At 64.3% G+C, this 18,709-nt stretch carries 16 protein-coding genes and 1 tRNA gene; 5 read left to right on the plus strand and 12 right to left on the minus strand.

Annotated features, from left to right (window positions below; translation table 11 throughout):
• Positions 1 to 17: 17 nt before the first annotated feature.
• The 5 genes from AC2A04_RS09660 to AC2A04_RS09680 are packed head-to-tail and all read right to left on the minus strand — an operon-like array spanning position 18 to position 5,005.
• Complete coding sequence (locus AC2A04_RS09660; protein ID WP_484212111.1) at positions 18 to 677, minus strand: 3-oxoacid CoA-transferase subunit B; 660 nt, start codon at positions 675 to 677, stop codon at positions 18 to 20.
• Complete coding sequence (locus AC2A04_RS09665) at positions 677 to 1,393, minus strand: CoA transferase subunit A (protein WP_484212112.1); 717 nt, start codon at positions 1,391 to 1,393, stop codon at positions 677 to 679. Before AC2A04_RS09665 ends, AC2A04_RS09660 begins: the two co-directional genes overlap by 1 nt.
• A gap of 36 nt (positions 1,394 to 1,429) precedes the next feature.
• The gene (locus tag AC2A04_RS09670; protein ID WP_484212113.1) at positions 1,430 to 2,602 is read right to left on the minus strand and encodes a thiolase domain-containing protein; all 1,173 of its coding nucleotides are present in this window, start codon (positions 2,600 to 2,602) and stop codon (positions 1,430 to 1,432) included.
• Positions 2,603 to 2,636: 34 nt separating this feature from the next.
• A complete protein-coding gene (locus tag AC2A04_RS09675; RefSeq protein ID WP_484212114.1) occupies positions 2,637 to 3,497 on the minus strand; it encodes an SMP-30/gluconolactonase/LRE family protein in 861 nt (286 codons plus the stop codon).
• A gap of 20 nt (positions 3,498 to 3,517) precedes the next feature.
• On the minus strand, positions 3,518 to 5,005 hold the full coding sequence (locus AC2A04_RS09680; protein WP_484212115.1) for a bifunctional 3-(3-hydroxy-phenyl)propionate/3-hydroxycinnamic acid hydroxylase: 1,488 nt from the start codon (positions 5,003 to 5,005) through the stop codon (positions 3,518 to 3,520).
• Positions 5,006 to 5,600: 595 nt separating this feature from the next.
• On the opposite strand from AC2A04_RS09680, the gene AC2A04_RS09685 reads away from it, so the two are divergent.
• Together AC2A04_RS09685 and AC2A04_RS09690 are read left to right on the plus strand one after the other, a co-directional pair.
• A complete protein-coding gene (locus AC2A04_RS09685) occupies positions 5,601 to 6,503 on the plus strand; it encodes a LysR substrate-binding domain-containing protein (protein ID WP_484212116.1) in 903 nt (300 codons plus the stop codon).
• Positions 6,504 to 6,532: 29 nt separating this feature from the next.
• Positions 6,533 to 7,396: an aldo/keto reductase family oxidoreductase gene (locus AC2A04_RS09690; protein WP_484212117.1), complete on the plus strand. Its 864-nt coding sequence runs from the start codon at positions 6,533 to 6,535 to the stop codon at positions 7,394 to 7,396.
• Between the two features lie 88 nt (positions 7,397 to 7,484).
• Here AC2A04_RS09690 and AC2A04_RS09695 read toward each other — a convergent pair whose 3' ends face one another.
• From AC2A04_RS09695 to AC2A04_RS09710, 4 genes are all read right to left on the minus strand, one after another.
• The gene (locus AC2A04_RS09695; protein ID WP_484212118.1) at positions 7,485 to 8,417 is read right to left on the minus strand and encodes a VOC family protein; all 933 of its coding nucleotides are present in this window, start codon (positions 8,415 to 8,417) and stop codon (positions 7,485 to 7,487) included.
• Positions 8,418 to 8,455: 38 nt separating this feature from the next.
• Positions 8,456 to 9,424 (minus strand): fumarylacetoacetate hydrolase family protein, encoded by a 969-nt coding sequence (locus tag AC2A04_RS09700; protein WP_484212119.1) that lies wholly within the window; start codon positions 9,422 to 9,424, stop codon positions 8,456 to 8,458.
• A 161-nt stretch (positions 9,425 to 9,585) separates the two neighbouring features.
• Entirely contained in the window at positions 9,586 to 10,833 is a 1,248-nt protein-coding gene (locus AC2A04_RS09705; protein WP_484212120.1) for an amidohydrolase family protein, read from the minus strand.
• A 104-nt stretch (positions 10,834 to 10,937) separates the two neighbouring features.
• Positions 10,938 to 13,142, minus strand: coding sequence for a TonB-dependent receptor (locus tag AC2A04_RS09710; protein WP_484212121.1), 2,205 nt, complete (start codon positions 13,140 to 13,142; stop codon positions 10,938 to 10,940).
• A gap of 599 nt (positions 13,143 to 13,741) precedes the next feature.
• On the opposite strand from AC2A04_RS09710, the gene AC2A04_RS09715 reads away from it, so the two are divergent.
• On the plus strand, positions 13,742 to 14,851 hold the full coding sequence (locus AC2A04_RS09715) for an MBL fold metallo-hydrolase (protein ID WP_484212122.1): 1,110 nt from the start codon (positions 13,742 to 13,744) through the stop codon (positions 14,849 to 14,851).
• 21 nt (positions 14,852 to 14,872) lie between these two features.
• Here AC2A04_RS09715 and AC2A04_RS09720 read toward each other — a convergent pair whose 3' ends face one another.
• From AC2A04_RS09720 to AC2A04_RS09730, 3 genes are all read right to left on the minus strand, one after another.
• Positions 14,873 to 15,769: an NmrA family NAD(P)-binding protein gene (locus tag AC2A04_RS09720; protein ID WP_484212123.1), complete on the minus strand. Its 897-nt coding sequence runs from the start codon at positions 15,767 to 15,769 to the stop codon at positions 14,873 to 14,875.
• A 68-nt stretch (positions 15,770 to 15,837) separates the two neighbouring features.
• The gene (locus AC2A04_RS09725; protein ID WP_484212124.1) at positions 15,838 to 16,266 is read right to left on the minus strand and encodes an Arm DNA-binding domain-containing protein; all 429 of its coding nucleotides are present in this window, start codon (positions 16,264 to 16,266) and stop codon (positions 15,838 to 15,840) included.
• Between the two features lie 542 nt (positions 16,267 to 16,808).
• Positions 16,809 to 16,883, minus strand: a tRNA-Gly gene (locus tag AC2A04_RS09730).
• A 212-nt stretch (positions 16,884 to 17,095) separates the two neighbouring features.
• Here AC2A04_RS09730 and AC2A04_RS09735 point away from each other — a divergent pair.
• Positions 17,096 to 17,992, plus strand: a complete 897-nt coding sequence (locus AC2A04_RS09735; protein WP_484212252.1) for a tetratricopeptide repeat protein — start codon at positions 17,096 to 17,098, stop codon at positions 17,990 to 17,992.
• Positions 17,993 to 17,996: 4 nt separating this feature from the next.
• Positions 17,997 to 18,626 carry an LON peptidase substrate-binding domain-containing protein gene (locus AC2A04_RS09740; RefSeq protein WP_484212125.1) on the plus strand — a complete coding sequence of 210 codons (630 nt, stop codon included), beginning with the start codon at positions 17,997 to 17,999 and terminating at the stop codon, positions 18,624 to 18,626.
• The last annotated feature ends 83 nt before the right edge of the window (positions 18,627 to 18,709 follow it).

Raw genomic sequence — 18,709 nt, forward strand, 5'->3', positions numbered from 1 at the left:
GGACTGTACCCGCCCGATTACACTGGTGCAGGGTCGCGATCCCCGGCGGCGAACGATGCCGTGGTTTTCGCGCGCAATTCGTCGAGCGTGACGCCCGGCGCCAGTTCGCGCAGGGCAAAGGGTTCGCCCTTGGCCGGACGTTCGAAATGGGCAAGATCGGTAATCAGCATGTCGACCACGTTCGCCCCGGTCAGCGGCAGCGAGCAGGCCTCGACGAACTTGGGCGATCCGTCGCGCGCGCAGTGTTCCATGGTGACGATCACCTTGCGCACACCCGCGACCAGGTCCATCGCCCCGCCCATGCCCTTGATCATCTTGCCCGGCACCATCCAGTTGGCAATGTCGCCACCGGTGCTGACTTCCATCGCGCCCAGGATGGTCAGGTCGATGTGGCCGCCACGGATCATCGCGAAGCTGTCGGATGATGAGAAATAGCTGGAATCGGCAAGCTCGGTGATCGTCTGCTTGCCCGCGTTGATCAGGTCGGGGTCTTCCTCGCCCTCGTAAGGGAAGGGGCCGATGCCGAGCAGTCCGTTTTCCGAATGGAGTGTGACCGAGATGCCCGGCGGAATATTGTTGGCGACCAGCGTTGGAATGCCGATGCCCAGGTTCACATAGAACCCGTCGCGCAGTTCGGCCGCGGCGCGGATCGCGATTTCGTTGCGGGTCCAGCCCATCAGGCCTGGCCCCCGTCGCGAGGGCGGGTGGTGCGGAACTCGACATGCTTGTCGTAAGGCGAGCCCAGCACGATTTTCTGGACGTAGATGCCTGGCAGGTGCACTTCGTCCGGGTCGAAAGTGCCGACGGGGACGATCTCCTCAACTTCGGCGACGGTCATCGACGATGCGGTCGCCATGGGCTGGTTGAAATTGCGCGCGGTCTTGCGGAACAGCAGGTTCCCCGCCTCGTCCGCCTTCCACGCCTTGACGATCGACAGGTCGGCCCGGATCGCGCGTTCCATCAGATAGGTCTCGCCATCGAACTCGCGGGTTTCCTTGCCTTCGGCCACGACGGTGCCGACGCCGGTCTTCGTGAAGAACGCGGCAATGCCCGCGCCGCCCGCGCGGCATCGTTCGGCCAGCGTGCCCTGGGGGCAGAACTCGACCTCGATCTCGCCGGCCAGATAGCGGCGTTCAAATTCCTTGTTCTCGCCGACGTATGACGAAATCATCTTCACGATCTGGCCCGACCGGATCAGCTTGCCCAGCCCGATTCTGTCGAGCCCCGGATTGTTCGACACGACGGTCAGCCGTCCCACCCCGTCGGCCAGGATCGCGTCGATCAGCCGTTCAGGAATACCGCACACGCCGAACCCACCCGAGCAGATCGTCATTCCGTCCGACAGGCATCCTTTTAGGGCCTTTGCCGCTTCGTCGAATATCGGTTTTGCCATCGTGTATTCCTGCTCGGATAAGGGGCGCGGGCGGGTTCAGGTGCGCAGGGTTTCGAGGATGGAGACGCAGCTGACCACCGCACCGCCGCCCATGTTGAAGGCGATGCCGCGCGTTGCGCCGGGCAGTTGCATGTCGCCTGCCTTGCCGGTGAGTTGCCGGGCGATCAGCGCATGCATTGATACGCCGGTGGCGCCGACAGGGTGGCCCTTGGCCTTGAGCCCGCCCGACAGGTTAACGGCAAGGCGGCCGCCGCGTTCGGTCTGCCCCTCGTCGATGACGGCTCGGCCCTGGCCCGGCGCGGCCAGACCCATCGCCTCTGTCGTCAGCAGTTCGGCAATGGTGAAACAGTCGTGCACTTCGGCCAGGTCGATGTCGTCCACCGTCAGTCCCGCCTTAGCATAGGCCCTGGCGAAGGCGCGGTGCGGTCCTTCGAACGCGGCCGGGTCCTTGCGCGACAGCGGTAGGATGTCGTTCACCTGCTCGGCGGCGCGGAACTGAACCGCGTGGTCGAACGTGCCCGCCCGGTCGCCGCGCGTGATGACGATCGCCGCCGCCCCGTCGCTGACTAGCGAACAGTCGGTGACCTTCAGCGGGTCGGCGATCATTGGATTGCGCTCCGAGGGATGTAGGCAGAATTCTAGCTCGAGCGGCTTGTGCAGCTGCGCCAGCGGATTCAGCATCGCGTTGGCGTGGTTCTTTACCGCGATGCGGGCCATCGCCTCGACCGGGCTGCTGAAGCGATCGGCATAGGCGCGGGCGTATTGCGCGAAGATTTCGGGAAACGACATGCCCGCTTCCTCGGCCTGGTAACTGGCCGCCGACAAGGCGCGAGTGACGCCAGCGGTGTCGTGGCCGGTCATCTTCTCCACCCCGATGACCAGCGCGGTATCGATCCGCCCACTGCGCACCGCGTCAAGCGCGGCATAAACCGCGGCGGAGCCCGAGGCACAGGCATTTTCGGTGCGGATCGCGGGTTTGAAGCGGAGCTTCTCATCGATGCCGATCGCCATCGACGAGCAGAATCCGTCTAGCACCAGTCCGGCATTGAAGTGGCCCAGCCAGACGGCATCGATGCCGTCGCCGTCGATCCCGGCATCGGCCAGCGCCTCGCTCCCCGCCGCGACGATCAGTTCTTCCAGCGTTGCCGGAAGCTTGCCGAATTTGGTATGGCCAGTGCCCACGATCACGGGGTTGGCGGTGTCAGTCATGGTGCAAATTCCTTGCAGCAGCAGTCAGGCGGCCTCAGGCATCGAGATCATAGACCACGACGTCGGCGGATACGGCCTTGGCGTTGACCGCCTCGAACACCGGCAGCCCGCCGGTGCGCGCCATAGTTACGAACAAGCGCGATCCGTCGGCGCAGCAGGCGATCGGGCAGCCGTCGCCGGTATCGATCCGCCGCACCACCGCACCGTCGCGGACCAACACGAGGCTGCGCCCGTCGAGCGTGCAGACCCAGACGCCGCCCGGCGTGCCCCAGATGCCATCGGGCCGGGCATTGGCGCCGGTCGCCGCCGCCACGTCGAGATAGTCGCGCTTGTCGGTCAGCGTCCCATCCGCCGCGACGGTCAGCGCCGACAACCGCTGCGCCATCGTTTCGGCGACGATCATCGTGCGGCCCCCGTCGATCAGCGCCATGCCGTTGGGAAATTCGATGTTCTCCGCCGCGACCTTCAAGGTGCCGTCGGCACCTATGAAGAGGATGCGGCCGGGGCGGGGCGCCTCGCCCTTGTGCGCGGCATAGGCGACATCGTCGACATAGAGATTGCCGTGCGCATCGCCGATCATGTCACCGACCGGGCCGGGTGCCAGCGGGGCGAGATCCGCGTAGGTTTCCCATGCCGTGCCGGTCCACACGCCCACGCGCTTCTGCCCCATCATCGCGCCGACCAACCGCCCGTCGGGCAGGAACCACAAACCGTTGCTAGGCGCATCCAGTTCGTGCGGGGTCCAGGTCCCCGACGCATCAGTCCACAGACGCGAGCCCTGCGTGTCGGACAGCCACAGCGCGCCATCATGGCGGCGCGGCCCTTCGCCCCAGACCATGCCCCCAGCAAAGGGTTTCGGCTCCAACTGCTCGCCACTCATACTCGTTCCTGACATTGCTTTGCTCCGTCGCGCATTCAGGCCAGCGCCGCGCGCATGTCGGCGATGATCCGGTTCATGTCGTCCGCCGACTCGCCCACCCCGGCAAGATAGCGGTCGGGCCGGATCAGGATCGCCTTGCCGCCCACCTTGGTCAGCGCTTCCGCCACGTCGGCGCCGTCGTCCGACAGGATGACCGCGCCCATCGCGTCGAGATCGTCGCGCGCCGCCTGCGATAGCGCGTCGATCACCTCGGGCCTGCCGACCAACGCGAAGTTGTAGCCGATCCGATAGTCAATCAGCGTGCCGTCGGACAGGTGCGGCTGCGGCGACAGCGTGCCCGCGCGGGTGGCATCGGGGTTCAGACCCGCGCCCAGGCTGGGCCGCGGATTGACGTAAACCTGTTCGGGCAGGGCGGCGATTTCCTCTTTCGTCGCCTTGGCCATCCAGGCCAGCTGATCGCCCAGTTCCGCCGCGATGCGCACCAGTTCGTAGGCATGCGGGCGGCGTTCCGCGGTGTAGCTGGTCAGCAGTTCGGGGCCCGACTGGCCGTTAACCACGCGACCCAGTTTCCAGGCCAGGTTCAGCGCGTCGCGCACCCCGGCGCATACGCCCTGACCGAGAAATGGCGGGTTGAGGTGCGCGGCATCGCCCGCCAGCAGCACCCGCCCGTTCTGCCAGTCGTTTGCGACCAGCGAGTGGAAGTGATAGACGTCCTGGCGCAGGATGTCGTACTCGCCCGGCTTAAACCACTTGGCGATAAAGTTCTCGATTGCCTGCGGGGTCATCACCTCTTCAATGTCGTGCTCGTCGTTCAGCGTAAGCTCGAAACGCTGGATGTTTTCGGGCATCGGGCAGAAGGTGACGGTTTCCTGCGGCGTCACCTTGGTCCAGGCGTCGTGCGTCAGGTTCAGGTCGATGCCTTCGTGTACCTTGATGTCGACGATCATCCAGCGCTGGCTCTCGGCCAGCTTTTCCCACTGGGTACCGATCGCCTTGCGCACGAAGGAGCTCGCCCCGTCCGCCCCGACGACCCAGGCCACGTCGACGCTCTGCGTCGCGCCGGCGCCGTTTTCGCCATTGTCGACATAGGTGATGGTGACCCCGTCGGTGTACTGCTCCAGCCCGACAACCTCGCAAGACAATTTGGCGACACCGCCCAGCGCCTTCGCCTTGTCTCGCAGATAGTGTTCGACGTAGGGCTGGAAGAACCAGTAGTCGGACAGCCAGCCCTGGTCGGTCGGGACATGCTCGATCTCGGCAAAGCCCCAGACGCGTTCGTCATCGGCGTTGTACATGCCGTAATCGCGCGAATGGGTGAAATGTTCGGCAAGGTCGTCCGCCGCCTTGAGCAGCTGGAACGTGCGCAGCGTCTCGTCATCGAAGTGCGCCGCGCGCGGCAGTTCGAGCACGCCCGGATCCTTGTCGAAGACGACGACGCTGAGGCCCTGTTCGAGCAGGAGGTTGACCAGCACGGCCGCGCAAAGGCCATAGCCGACGACGCCGACATCGTATTGCGGTTTCATGGTGTCCTTGTCTTCCCGGTATTGTTGTCGTTGATGCCCTGTCGCGGCGGACCGATCGACGGTGGTTGGTGGCTGGGTCAGGTTTGGCCTGGGTAAGGTGAGGCTGGTGTCAGGTGGGGCGCGGCGAGCATCGCTCTACGCGGATGTCAGCAAGGCTGCGAAATGGTCGGGCGGTTCGGCGGCCGTGATCCGCACCTTCCACCGCGCCCCTCCGCGGGGCATCGCCAAGCGATCATGATCTCATCCTCTCCAACCGGCCCGTTTTTCCCGAAGCGCGTCGTGCCACCCTCTTTCGGGCCGCGGTCGAGGCGCGTCGCATTCCGCAAGCTAGCCGCGGTCACCGATCTTGGTGAGATGACATCTGCGGCGGGGTGATACCCTGGATGGCAAGATCGCTTTCTCCCCGCAACTGTGCCTAAAATGGCATCGCGAATCGTGGAGAGCACCGGAAGGTCATTTGTTTTCCGTGACCTGAAGATGATTCGACAAACCGTTGCCGCCGTGGCCGCCACTGCCCAGTCCGGGTATCGCCGGCCAAAGGGGCGATAACGTAACCGATGCCTTGTGATAGCATAACGCTAGGAAGACGTACCTGATGAAGCTCAAGCATTTTCGTGACCTACTCGCGGTGGCGCATACCGGAAGCCTGCGCGCCGCCAGCCGCAGCCTCAACCTCGCGCAGCCGGTCATCTCGCGCAGCATCCGCGAACTGGAGCGCGACCTTGGCGTCGTCTTGCTCGAACGCCATGCCAAGGGCGCGACGATGACCCCGGCGGGCGAACGCTTCGTGCGCCGTGTCGAGGCGATCCAGGTCGAGATTCAGCGCGCCCGCGACGAGGCGCTGCAGTGGGAGGGCGAACTGGTCGGCGAAGTCGGTATCTCGCTTTCGCCGATCGCCAGCCTCGTCCTGCTGCCCCGCGCGATCGAATCCTTCAACCGCGAATATCCGCAGGCGGTGGTCAAGATCACGCAGGATTTCTTCGGCGCGATCGAGCAGAAGCTGACCGACGGACTGATCGACTTCTGGATTGGCCCGGTCGATCCGCGGAGCGTCTCGCAGAAGTTCTCGGTCGAGCACCTGCTGTCGTTCAACCACGTCATCGCCGCTCGGCGCGAGCATCCGCTGCTCGACGTGCGCGACCTTGCAGGGCTGAGCGGGGCGAGCTGGGCGAGCGTTTCGCTGGAGGATCGCCGCGCCGAAAAGGATCTCGGTCGCCTGCTGCGCGAACTGAACCTCCCCGATCCCAAGGTGGTGGTCTATTCGCCGTCGATGCTGGTCACGATCCTGACGGTCGCCAACACCGACCTGCTGACCGTCTTTCCTGAACAGATGTTCAAGGTGATGCCGCTGGGCAATTTCTGCCTCCCGCTGTCGAACATCGCGCCCATCCCTTCGGCGCCGATCTGCATCGTGCGGCGCCAGGGGCTGCCGCTGACCCCGCTGTCCGAACGGCTTTGCGACTTGATGCGCAAGGCGGGGCTGAACGCGGCGCGATAGATCCGATCACCGTGACTGGAGTACTGGAAGTGAATCTCGGAAAAGTAGGCCGATACAAGCTTGGCGACCGCGCGGTCCGGCGTGTCGGCTATGGCGCGATGCAACTGGCCGGGCCGGGCGTGTTCGGCCCGCCAAAGGACCGAGCGGCGGCGATCGCGCTGCTGCGCGAGGCGGTGGACCTGGGCGTCGACCATATCGACACCAGCGACTTCTATGGCCCGCACGTCACCAACCAGATCATCCGCGAGGCGCTGGCCCCCTACCGCGACGACCTGACCATCGTCACCAAGATCGGCGCGGTGCGCGGAAACAATGGTGAATGGCTGCCCGCGATGGGGCGCCAGCAACTGGCGAAGGCGTTGCATGACAACTTGCGCAACCTCGGCCTCGACGTGCTCGACGTCGTCAACCTGCGCGCCATGTTCGCGCCTTTGGGAACCGCCGAGGGTTCGATCGAAGAACCACTGTCGGCGCTGGCCGAATTCCAGCAGCAGGGGCTGGTCCGCCACATCGGGATCAGCAACGTAACCCCGGCGCAAGTGGCCGAAGCGCGCACTGTTGCGCCCTTCGTCTGCGTCCAGAACATGTACAACATCACGAACCGCGGCGACGATGCGATGATCGACGAGCTGGCGCGCGACGGCATCGCCTATGTGCCGTTTTTCCCGCTGGGCGGCTTCAGCCCGGTGCAGTCCGCGACGTTGCTGCGGATTACCGATGATCTCGGCGCAACGCCGCTGCAGGTGGCGCAGGCGTGGCTGCTGCGCCGGTCGCCCAACATCCTGCTGATTTCAGGTACGTCCTCGATCGCGCACTTGCGCGAGAACCTGGCGGTGGCCGACATCGATCTGCCCGACGAGGCATTTGGCGAACTGAACGAGATGGCGGGCTGATGCGATAAGGGGCGGGGCCGGCACGACCGACCCCGCCCCCCAAGGCTCTGAATGCGAACCTGAAAACGGCCCGCGAAGCAGTCAGCCCTCAATCGGTGGGCATGACGACTTCGGTTGGAGGCGCCGACCAGATGGCGAGCGCATCTTCCTCCAGCAACTGGTTGCTGGGTTCGTGCGCGGCGTTCACCATGTCGCCGTCGCAGCAATGTTCGACCATGTTGCCAAAGGGATCGCGCCAGTAATCGAACACCTCGCTGCCGATGATGTGGCGGCCGATGCCCCAGTTGTGGCGATATCCCTTTTCCTTCAGGTGGAAGTGGCCCAGCATCAGGTCATCCCAGTCGAGCGTGACGAAGGCGGCGTGGTGAAAGCCCGCGTTCGTGCTTTTCGCAAGGGCGATGGTGTGATGGTCGGTATAGGCCTCGCCCAGCCCGCAGTGCAGGAAGGCGATGACCGGCGCGTGAGGATCGTCGGCATAGAGCGTGTCTGACGTCTCCATGCCTAGGATGTCGCAATAGAACGCGCGCGCCGCCTCGAATTCGGGGGCTTCGAGCACGGCATGTTCGATACGCGCGACGTGCGAGGGGCCGCGCGCTGGCCGCTGATAGGCGCCGAGTCGGCGACTTTCGCGCGAGTGGTTCAGCACCAGCGGATCGCGCGTGGCGATCGGGTCCAGTTCCGCCTGGCCGTGAACGATCTCGATCCGGATGCCGTTCGGATCATGCGTCACCGCCCGGCACCCACCGCCCGGCTCGGTTACGCCCTCTACCGCAACGCCCGCCCGTGCCGCGATCGCGTCGAGATCGGCGCGCGTTTCCACCCTGAGGCCCACGCCAATAGCGCGTGGTTCGTCGCCCAGTTCGGTGATGTGGATGTGGTGCTGTCCGCCGGTGCCGCGCATGAACAGCGCGCTATCGGTGCGCGCGCTGCGGACCATTCCGAAATCGGTCAGGAACTGCTCCATCCTGTCCAGATCGGGTGCCTGGTACCGGACGTACCGGATGCCGCTGATGCCTGCCATCTATCCTCTCCTGTTCTGTCGCTTGCTGTCGCGCCCCGTCAGGCGCTCTGCGGAAAGAGCACGCGGTTGCGCATCACGCCGATGCCCTCGATCTCCAGCTCGACGAGATCGCCGTGGGCCAGTTCGCGCTCCAGCTCAAGTCCGCAGCCGCCCCGCACCGTGCCCGATCCGAAGACTTCGCCCGCGAACAGCGTCTTGCCGCGGGTGAACTGGACCATCGCGTCCTCGAAACTGTGGTGCATGGTGCCGGTCGATCCGGTGGTCCACGTCTCGCCATTGACCCGCGCGGTCATGGTGAGCGCATAGGGATCGTCGAATTCGTCGACCGTCGCGATGCACGGGCCAAGGCCGTTGGCAAAATCCTTTGCCTCGCCGGGGCCAAGTCCGGCTTCCATGAACGGGAACTGGATGTCGCGGGCCGACCAGTCGTTGAATATCGTATAGCCGAAGATGTGGTCGCGGGCATTGTCTGCGGTGAGGTCGCGGCCGTCCTTGCCGACTACGCAGGCCCATTCCAGCTCGAAATCTGCCCAGCCGGGCTGCACCGGCCAGTGAATGTCGTCCTCGTGACCCACGATGTGCAGGTTATCGGCGTTGTAGTAGATGACCTGCCTATAATATTGCTGGTTCAGCCACCGGCCGTTTGCATCGGGCTGGGGCTCGGGCTTCCCGGCGGCGCGTGCCTGTTCGCGCCAAATGCGACCCATCGACACTTCCATGTGTTCGAGGAACAGGCAGCAATCGCGCAGCCTGATCGGCCGGGGCAACGGCGAAAGCAGGCGCGGGGCGACGACCAGCGCCTCTCCGGGCGCGGCTGCAACCAGCGTGCGGGCATCGTCGAGTCCCCTGTCGCCCGCCTCGATCAGCGCCTGCATCGTTGCGGGAAAGGCGGCCATGCCCCGCAGGTCGGCGGCAGCGCGCAAGTCGAGCACCCGGTCGCCAACCAACGCGCCTAGCCGCTCTTCAGCGCCATTCCCGCCAGTGCTCTCGAAAGTTACCAGCCTCATGCCCGCTGATCCGTTTGCAGGTTGCGACCTGCCGCGGGCAACGGCGGGACGGGGGCCATGCTGTTCTGTTGTCGGTTCACGTCAATATTTCCAATCGCTTCAATTCGTATCAGACGCCCCGTGAGCCGGGGGTATGCCAAACCCGGCCCTGTGATACCCGTTCATGCCGGATCGCGCGCGACCATCACGCGGCCGCCGAGGATCGTCGTCGTCAGTTTGCGGATATTGGCGATGTCAACCAGCGGATCGGCATCGAACAGGCACAGGTCGGCCCGCTTGCCCGGCGCGATCGTGCCCAGGTCATCGCGTGCGCAATGGGCCGCGGCAACGCTGGTCGCGGCGACCAGGACCTGCTGCGGGGTCAGCCCGGCCTCGACCATCAATTCGGCTTCGCGGACGCTATTCTCGCCGAATCCGCCGGGGCCGCCGCCAAAGCTGTCGCTGCCCATCGCGATGCGTACGCCCGCATCGGAGACGCGCTTCAGGTTGGTCATCGCGTCGGGGAAGAACGCACCTTTGATCGACAGCGTCGGAACGTAAGTGACGTCGAGGTCCAGCATCATCGCGATCAGCCCATCGTCTGCGATCGGTTCCACCGTCACACCGTGTTCCAGCGCGTCGACCCCGGCCTCCAGCACCTCGCGCACTGCCTCTTCCTGCGCGGTGTGCACAGTAACGCGCAGGCCGCGTTCGTGCGCGGCATCGACGCCAGCCTGCAACAGATCGACCGGCAAGCGCACCAGTTCGACCGGTGGCGGCAGCATCGGCAGATCCCAGACATAGCGTTCGGCGCCACAACAGCCCTTGGCGCCTTCGGACAGCAGCTTGATCGCATCGACCTTGCGATCGGCCAGGTGGTGCACGGTATCGCGCATCTGTTCGACCGTCTCCACCTCGCCGGTGGCGAGCGCGCGGGCGAAGGGGTTGGTACGAAAGATAGTCGCGGCGGGGTGCCCGTCGATGCCGGTGATGCCCAAGCCGGTCGTCAGCACGCGCGGCCCTGGCAGGTCCCCGGCGGCCACTCTGTCGCGAATCGTAAGCATTCCGTCGGTCGGGTCGCCCACCGACTTTACGGTGGTGATCCCGTGTTCGAGGAATTGCATCAGGCGGTCGGGGGCAATTTCCTGCTCGAAATGCCGCATCGAGGCCGCGTCGTTGATGCCGAAGACGTCATAGAAATGAATATGCGCGTCGATCAGCCCGGGGGTGACCCAACGGTTGTCGGCGTCAATTTCGGAACGGCCCTGTAGCGGTCTGGCCGATACGGCGGTGATGAACCCATCATCGATGCCGATGTCATGCGTGCCCGGCAGCATGTCGCGCCCGTCGAACACACGCGCGCCGCGGATCACCAAGTCATGGCGCGGCGCGTCCATATGGGCATCGTCGGCGTCGGAGGATGGGGGCATCGGGTCCGCTCCACTCAAGGTCGGAAAGGCAGGCATGAAGGCCGAGCCTTGCGCGCGAAAGGATCGTGCGCAGTGGCCCGGCCTGTCGGAGGTTCTCGATCGGCTCAGAATTCGTAGCCGACCTTGATGCCGTATGTCCGCGGCGCCTTGTAGCTGCCGTTTATCATGAACGAGACTGCCTGAGCACCGAGCGTCATGCCGCTGCGCACCAGTTTGTTGGTCAGGTTCTTCCCGAAGACGGACAGGTTCCAGCCGCTGTCCGCCTCAAACCGCACGGATGCATCGACCAGCGCGACAGGCTTTTGCGACAGTTTGTTTTCTTCAAATTCGTTGAAATACACGCGGCTCGAATATTCCACGTCGCCTTGCAGCGAGAGGCGGCCCGGCAAGCCGATCGGTAGCTCCAGTTCGCCGCCAACCGTGAACGACCATTTCGGCGCGTTGGGCAACTGGTTGCCGTTGAGGTTGACCGGGCTGGCGGCTGCCGGGGCGGTCGGGTGTTTGGTGAAGTAATCGCCAAAGGTCGCATCAAGATAGGCGACGTTGGCACGCAGCCGCAGGATGTCGACCGGGGCCGCGACGATTTCGAGTTCGACGCCCTTGAATGTCGCCGACGCGGCGTTCGTCGTCACCGCCTGATTGTTGACGACCTGGTTCACCTGCAGGTTTGTGTAGTCGTAATAGAACCCAGCGGCGTTAATGCGCAGCCTGCGGTCAAGCAGGTCGAATTTGGCACCCGCTTCGTAAGACCAGACGTATTCGGGATCCACCGGCGGGTTCGGGCTGCCGATGATGATGATCCCACTCTTGAACCCGCGCGTGACCGAGGCATAGAGCATCGCGTCGGGATTGACTTCGTAGTTGACGACGAAGCGCGGGGTGAACGCGCTCCAACTGTCATCCTTGCCGGTCGGGATCAGCAGGTTGGCCGCCGCCGGTGCCGGCTGGAAGTTGAAGATCAGGAAGGAGCCGTCGGTCTCGCGCTTCTCATAACTGTAGCGCAGCCCGGCGGTCAGCTTGAGCTGGTCCGTGACCTGCACGCCCCATTGGGTGAAAGCGGCGTAGGCCTTGACGTCGAGCGATCCGTCGGGGCGGAACCCGGCTTGGGGGAAGCCAAGCAGGGTGCCGACGCCGGTGAAGGTCGTCTGCTGGGACGCGGCCAGATCCTCGTTGAAGTAGTAGAGCCCGACGACGCCCTCGATCCCCGGCGCGGTGTAGAGCGCCTGCAGTTCCTGCGAGAACTGCTTGGCCTTTTCATAGACCTGGATGCCGGTCGCCTGCTCTGCCGAGGTGCCGTCGATGTCGAAGATGTTGAAGCGTTCGGAATTGCGGTAGCCGGTGATCGACTGCAAACGGATACGGTCGCTGACGTCGAGGCCCATGGTGCCGTTGAGGCCCCAAAAGGTGCGGTCGTTCACGACATGTACGTCCGACGCGATGTCGCGCGAATTGATGACCACCCGCGCACCCGGCGTGATCGGGAACCCGCCATAGGTACCGAAGTACTTCATCGCGTAGTTGTTGTCGTCCTCACGCGCGTAGTCGGCCGAAATGCGGATGTCGAAGGCGTCGCTCGGTTCTGCCTCGACGATGCCGCGCACGGCCCAGCTGTCCTGGTTGTCGATATCCTCGTTCAGGAACACGTTGCGGCCATAGCCGTCGTGCTTGATCCGCTGGAATGCGACGCGGGCCTTCACCGCGCCGCCGGGGGCCAGCGGGCCGCTGATCGCGCCCTGAAGCTGCATGTGATCGTAGTTGCCGTACGTGACGTCGAAATAGCCGGATAAATCTTCGGTCGGCGATCGCGTGATCAGGTTGATCGCGCCGCCGGTCGCGTTGCGGCCATAGAGCGTGCCCTGCGGCCCGCGCAGCACCTCGACCCGCTCGATGTCGTAGAAGTTGGCGAGTTGCGCCGAAGGGCGGCCGATGACGACGCCGTCGACGTGAAAGGCGACCGACTGTTCCTGGCCCAGCGAGATCGAACCGGCGCCGACGCCGCGTATGTAGATGCGGCTGAAGCCCGACGCTTGCCCGATCGACAACGCGGGCGAGAGCGAGGTCAGGCCGTCGATGCTGACGACCTGCTTGCGGTCCAGTGCCTCGGACCCGACCGCGGTGATCGCCAGCGGCATGGCCTGCACGTTCTCGGCGCGGCGCTGCGCGGTGACGACGATCTCACCTAGTGCCGAGGCTTGCTCGTTCGCATCGTTGGCGTCGGCTGCGACTCCCTCTGCATCCTGCGCCTGCGCAGACATCGGCATCGCGACCAGTGCGGCGGTTGCGGCCGCGATCAGAAATCTAGATTTCATTCGTTCCCTCCACAAATTATCTTATCGTTGCAAGATTAAGGGGTCGCCGCATCGCGCGCGCCGAGTTCGCTGTCGTACCAAACGGCGCGCGGCCAGCCCCCACAATAGCGTGAAACGCGGGACGGCGGTCCGTCCAGCACTATTCCGCAATGTTAACAGTCGGATAGATCCCCCCTCTATCCAGGCAATCCTCACTCTCTGTCACCGTTTTGCTGACGGTTCCGCAGGCCTATTTTCGTCGTTTGGAGGTGCCATCGACAAGATGCGAATCTGGTCGTAGTGATACCCCAAATCAGCAATGGCATTGCACCGCTTTGCTGCACCCTGACGGTGCGGCATCGCTCGGCGCTAGCCGCGCGTCATCCCCCTGTTTCCACCCTGTTTTCCGGGCGTCGACCTTGTGGTTGATAGCGTGGCATCTGGGCAAATCGCGATTTCGGATCGGCCCTATCGCCGCGCCTTATCGGGATACGCCGATCGAGGGGGCTGGCGCCGGGCCCCTTACGCCGCGGGTATCGGTGCAGCAAATTTCGGATCGCCCTGCCGGACACGCGCAGCGGTAGTCTCGCCGCCAAACCAACAGGCGGAGGACGAGGGACATGGCGACGACTAAATGGCGAAATGCGTTGGCGACCTCGGGGCTGGCGTTGGGTCCAATGCTGGGAATAGCGATCGCGGACCCGGTGCGGGCAGGCGAGGCGCCAGCAGCGGCGGCAGCCGATCGTGCGGCGGATCGCGGCTTGGCAGAGCCGCGGAGCGGTACCGAGCAGGGCACGCCTGAGCCGGGCCTCGCCAGGCTGATTCTGCTGGGCACCGGGGGCGGACCGCCGATCCGTTCGCGCCGGTCCGAGCCGGCCAGCCTGCTTGTCGCCGACGGCAAGGTGATGCTGATCGACGCTGGGGCGGGAACACTGCGCCGCCTGTATCAGGCAGGCTTCGCGGCGCAGGACGTCGATGCCATTTTTCTGACGCATCTGCATCTCGACCACGTCGCCGGCCTGGCCGAAGTGATCGCCTATGTCGCGATGGGCAATCGGCAGGATGCGCTGCGCATCTTCGGCCCCCCCGGCACGAGCGACACGGTCACCGCCGCGCGCCGCTTCACCGTCGCATCCGAACGGATCTTCCGCGCACAGGGGATCCGCCTTGCATCGGATGCGGTCTTCGCCGTGACTGAGCTTGATGCCGATGGGCCGGTTATGGCCGACGGCGCAATGACCGTCAGCGCGGCCCAGAACAACCATTTCCGCCTGAGTGACCCGGACAGCGCCTCGGCCGCGTTCGACAGGTCGTTCTCCTACCGTTTCGACATGGCGGAGGGTAGCGTGGTCTTTACCGGCGACACCGGGTCCGACCAGCGCGTCGCCGCCTTTGCCCACGATGCCGACGTGCTGGTCAGCGAAGTGGCCGATGTCGAGGCGGCGACGCAGTTCGCGATCCGCCAGTACGACCTGCCCGAAGCGTTGTGGGATCAGACCCGCACGCACATGGCCAGGGCGCACCTGACGTCCGACGCAGTCGGCGCGCTGGCGGCAGAGGCGCGGGTGGGGATGGTGGTGCTGAACCACTTCATCCCCGGCGGCGATGACGAGAGCAGCACTGTGGCCTATGTTGCCGGGGTCCGCGCCCGCTATGCTGGGCCAGTTGTGGGGGGAACCGACCTGTTCGAGTACGACCTTGGCAACGCGGGCGCGGGGCGAGATCGCTGATCCCGTCCGATCCGCCTGCGGTCAGGCCTCGACGCTGGTCTCTGCGCTGGTTTCGGCGACGAGTTCCTTAATGTAGTCTTCCATCTGGCGCGGTTTGCGGCCTAGGATGGTGCGCAGGACTAGGTCGTTGCCGCCCGGAAAGCCGTAGTTCGAATAGAACCGGTCGATCCCGGCAAAGGCCTCGCGCAGCCAGTCGATCTCGGGCATGTTCTCGGCGTTCCATTCGTCAATCGGCTGGTCGCGTGTGGTGATCGGACGGCCCAACGCATTGCTCATCATCACGACGATGTCGTCGGCGCACAGCGTGCCCGCGGCCTGCAGGTCGAAAATGCCTCCGTCTAGCCGATCCTCAGTCAGCGCGATCGCGGCGACTTCGGCGACGTCGCGGTAATCGACATAGCTGCTCTTCTTGTCGCGCGCCCACGGCTCGACATATTCGCCGCTTTCCAGCACCTTTTCCCAGAAGAAAATGCCGGTCGACTGCATCAGATTGGTCGGGTGCAGGATCACGAAAGTCATGCCCGACTTGATCAGCGCCAGTTCCACCGGCAGCTTTTCGCAATGATTGCACATGTCGGTGATGAACGGATAGATCACGCCCGACAGGACGAATTTTTCGACCCCCGCCTCCGCTGCCAGTTCGACCAACTGCACGCCCAGCTCGGATTCGTTGGGCAGGAACTTGGGGGGAATGTAAAATACCGCGCCGACGCCCTTAAGCGCCTCTCGCACCGCGGCCTGGTCGTTCAGGTCGGCGCGCGCGATGTCGGTGATCCCGGTTGACCGGGCAATCGCCTCTGCTTGGTCGTGGTGGACCAAGCCACGCACGTTGGTGAAGCCGCGCTCGATCAGCAGCGGCGCGATATGGCGTCCGAAATGCCCACCGGCACCGACGATCAGGATTGGCTTTTCATTCACGGCTGTCACCTCTCGACCACGATTATGCGATCCTGCCCATGTCAGCTTGGGCCTGTGGAAGTCAGATATCAAACTGGCCGGGGCGATACCCGTCGCGTCAGGGCCATCTGGTCGCAATCGCGTTCGAAACGTCCTGAAACTGGCGCGAAACCCCGGGTCCGGCGCGGATGGCGGCGTGTCAGGCCGATTCGCGAAAGGCATCGCCCATGCCATTGCCGCATCCCCTTCGCCTCGATCTTCAGCCGCTTCGCGACATTGGGGTCATGCCCTTCGCACAGCACGGCATAGGCCTCATCGCGCTTCGCGCGAGCATCGGCCAGCGATACGAACGGATAGGCGCCAAAGGCCATGGTCTTGTTCTTGTCGTCATATTCGTAGTTCCAGCGCCACAGCCTGCCGCCGCTCGGAGTGACCATCAGAAAAAGGCGATTGGCGTCGGCAATCTTGTAAGCTTTGGGGCGCGGCTTGGCCGTGCGCACCTTGGCATCGGTAAGCATGGTTCGGTCTCCAAAATACCTCGTTTTTCGACCGCGCGTACCTCGTTTTCGCCCCTCCGATTCGTTGGATGGGCATGGACGGGTACGGACGGCTGAGGCCGAACCGGTCTGCTAAGCATCGGTAATCAGGAGGAAAAAGTCGAGACCAGTGGTCGTTTACGGAACCCTGTGGAATGGTCCGTGGCGGAGCGGGAGGGATTTGATCCCTCAGCGCGTTGGCGCAAAAGCGCTCTTCCTTTGAAGAGACATCTGTGGTGAGGAGTTGCAGACACACCGCCGTATGCTTGGCTTGGTCAGGCGATAGCCGAATGCCAGGATCCCAATCCCACCCTGCAGTGTGCCCAGTCGGTGTGGATCGGAGGCCTCGTTCAGAGAGCGAAGCGCCTGAGCTTCGCAAAAATTAGGCCGTCGAATTCGATCCGCTACTCTCAAGCACGCTTGAACGCGGCTCGATGGTGGACCCGTCGTGGACCCGTAGATCCCGACGAGCCATAAACTCAGCCGATCAGGCCAGCACAAGTCGTTGATTTTCCTATCGAAACTGGAGCGGGCGAAGGGATTCGAACCCTCGACCCCAACCTTGGCAAGGTTGTGCTCTACCCCTGAGCTACGCCCGCTCGTGCGTTTCTGGCCGGTGGGAAAGTCCCCGTCCGGCTGGGGTGTGGGGGCCTCTAACCATGACTCGGGATTAGCGCAACAGCAAAAATGCACCTGCGGACAAGTCTGTCGCCAAAAGCCCCTTTCCCCTTGCCGAACCGCGCAGGGTTCCCACATGGTAGACCACGCGCAAACCCTTTAAGAACGAAACCGGAGACGCAACTTGGCCAGCATGGGGCTCAATCTCGACGAGCAGAAGGCAGTCGACCGATTCCGCAAGGATGTGGTCGAACCGTCGATGACCAAGCTGGTCGTCCTCGATTTCTGGGCGGAATGGTGCGGGCCGTGCAAGGCGCTGACCCCGGTGCTGGAAAAGGTCGCGGCCGAATATGCCGACAAGGGCGTGGTTCTGGCCAAGGTCAATGTCGACGAGGAGCAGTTCATCGCGGCGCAGTTTCAGGTGCGCTCGATCCCGACGGTCTACGCGATGTTCCAGGGCCAGCCGGTGGCCGACCTCACGCAGGCGCGAACCGAATCGCAGCTCAAGCAGTATCTGGACCAGCTTCTTGCCAAGTTGCCGGTGCAGGCGGGCGAGGCTGCGCAGGATGTGACACCGCTTCTTGCCATGGCTGACGAGGTCCTGGCCGAGGGCGACGGAGAACGGGCCGCGAGCATTTTTGCCCAGATCGTCGAGATCGCTCCCGACAATGCCCCGGCCCACGCAGGGCTGGTGCGCGCACTGATTCTGGCGGGGCAGCGTGACGAAGCGCAGGCCGTGATCGACTCACTCGATGAAAAGCTGGCCGCAGACCCGGCGATCGCGCAGGCTCGCTCGGCACTGGCGCTGGCCGAGGATGTGCCCGAGGAGGCAGAACTTGCGGCCCTGCGCGCAGCGGCGGCGGAACGTCCTGCCGATATGGAGGCGCAGCTGGCCTTCGCCAATGCCCTCTATGCCAGTGGCGCGCGCGACGAAGCTGCGGCAAAGCTGCTCGCCATGATCACGACTGACCGCGACTGGAACGAAGGCGCTGCCAAGGCGCGGTTGCTGCAGATCTTCGAGGCGACCGGCCTTGAGGATCCGTGGGTTGCGGCCACGCGGCGCAAGCTTTCCTCCGTCCTGTTCGGTTGAGGCGATGGGCGCCACGGTGAACACGACGCGCCTATCCATCTTTCCGCTGACCGGGGCGATTCTCTATCCCGGCCTGCAACTGCCGCTGCATTTCTTCGAGCCGCGTTACCGTGCGCTGGTTAGCGACTCGCTGGCGCGCGATCGCCGCATCGCGATGATCCAGCCGCAATCGCCGGTGGAAGGGGCGCCCCTGTTCAGCGTCGGCTGCGTCGGCAAGATCGCCGATGTCGAGGCATTGGAGGACGGTCGCTACAACGTGGTTCTCGAAGGCGTGTCGCGCTTTCGCCTGATTCGCGAGCTTGAGGTGACGACGCCTTTCCGGCAGGTCGAGGCCGAACTGATCGAGGACGACCTCAACGAGGCGCTTAGCGCGGTCGAGCGGGCCTCGTTCGAACGTGAATCGCGCAAGTTCGCCGATGCGCAGGGTTACTCGGTCGATTGGGATTCGGTCGGGCGGCTGGATGACATGTCGTTGATCAACGGCGTATCGCAGATCGCACCGTTCGACGCTGCGGCAAAGCAGGCGCTGCTCGAGGCCGATACTCTTGCCGAGCGATGCGAGTTGCTGGTGCAGCTCATGCAGTTCTTCGGCAAGCGCGACAGCGACGATGGCGGCCGAGTGACGCTGCAATAGCCGGGATTGGCCAATTGCGCAGTTGACGTGTCCGGGCTTTTTGCTCCCTTGCGAGCGCGAAAAGGCGCGCAGGGAGTGGGAGG

The organism is Novosphingobium sp. HNCC26DJ243, assembly GCF_057180545.1.

Bases quoted from the DNA above. Each gene is read 5' to 3' on its own strand.
- AC2A04_RS09740 (WP_484212125.1), top strand. From the start codon at position 17,997: ATGGGCGCCACGGTGAACACGACGCGCCTATCCATCTTTCCGCTGACC.
- AC2A04_RS09670 (WP_484212113.1), bottom strand. From the start codon at position 2,602: ATGACTGACACCGCCAACCCCGTGATCGTGGGCACTGGCCATACCAAA.
- AC2A04_RS09695 (WP_484212118.1), bottom strand. From the start codon at position 8,417: ATGGCAGGCATCAGCGGCATCCGGTACGTCCGGTACCAGGCACCCGAT.
- AC2A04_RS09680 (WP_484212115.1), bottom strand. From the start codon at position 5,005: ATGAAACCGCAATACGATGTCGGCGTCGTCGGCTATGGCCTTTGCGCG.
- AC2A04_RS09675 (WP_484212114.1), bottom strand. From the start codon at position 3,497: ATGTCAGGAACGAGTATGAGTGGCGAGCAGTTGGAGCCGAAACCCTTT.
- AC2A04_RS09685 (WP_484212116.1), top strand. From the start codon at position 5,601: ATGAAGCTCAAGCATTTTCGTGACCTACTCGCGGTGGCGCATACCGGA.
- AC2A04_RS09715 (WP_484212122.1), top strand. From the start codon at position 13,742: ATGGCGACGACTAAATGGCGAAATGCGTTGGCGACCTCGGGGCTGGCG.
- AC2A04_RS09665 (WP_484212112.1), bottom strand. From the start codon at position 1,393: ATGGCAAAACCGATATTCGACGAAGCGGCAAAGGCCCTAAAAGGATGC.
- AC2A04_RS09660 (WP_484212111.1), bottom strand. From the start codon at position 677: ATGGGCTGGACCCGCAACGAAATCGCGATCCGCGCCGCGGCCGAACTG.
- AC2A04_RS09725 (WP_484212124.1), bottom strand. From the start codon at position 16,266: ATGCTTACCGATGCCAAGGTGCGCACGGCCAAGCCGCGCCCCAAAGCT.
- AC2A04_RS09700 (WP_484212119.1), bottom strand. From the start codon at position 9,424: ATGAGGCTGGTAACTTTCGAGAGCACTGGCGGGAATGGCGCTGAAGAG.
- AC2A04_RS09710 (WP_484212121.1), bottom strand. From the start codon at position 13,142: ATGAAATCTAGATTTCTGATCGCGGCCGCAACCGCCGCACTGGTCGCG.
- AC2A04_RS09735 (WP_484212252.1), top strand. From the start codon at position 17,096: ATGGGGCTCAATCTCGACGAGCAGAAGGCAGTCGACCGATTCCGCAAG.
- AC2A04_RS09705 (WP_484212120.1), bottom strand. From the start codon at position 10,833: ATGCCCCCATCCTCCGACGCCGACGATGCCCATATGGACGCGCCGCGC.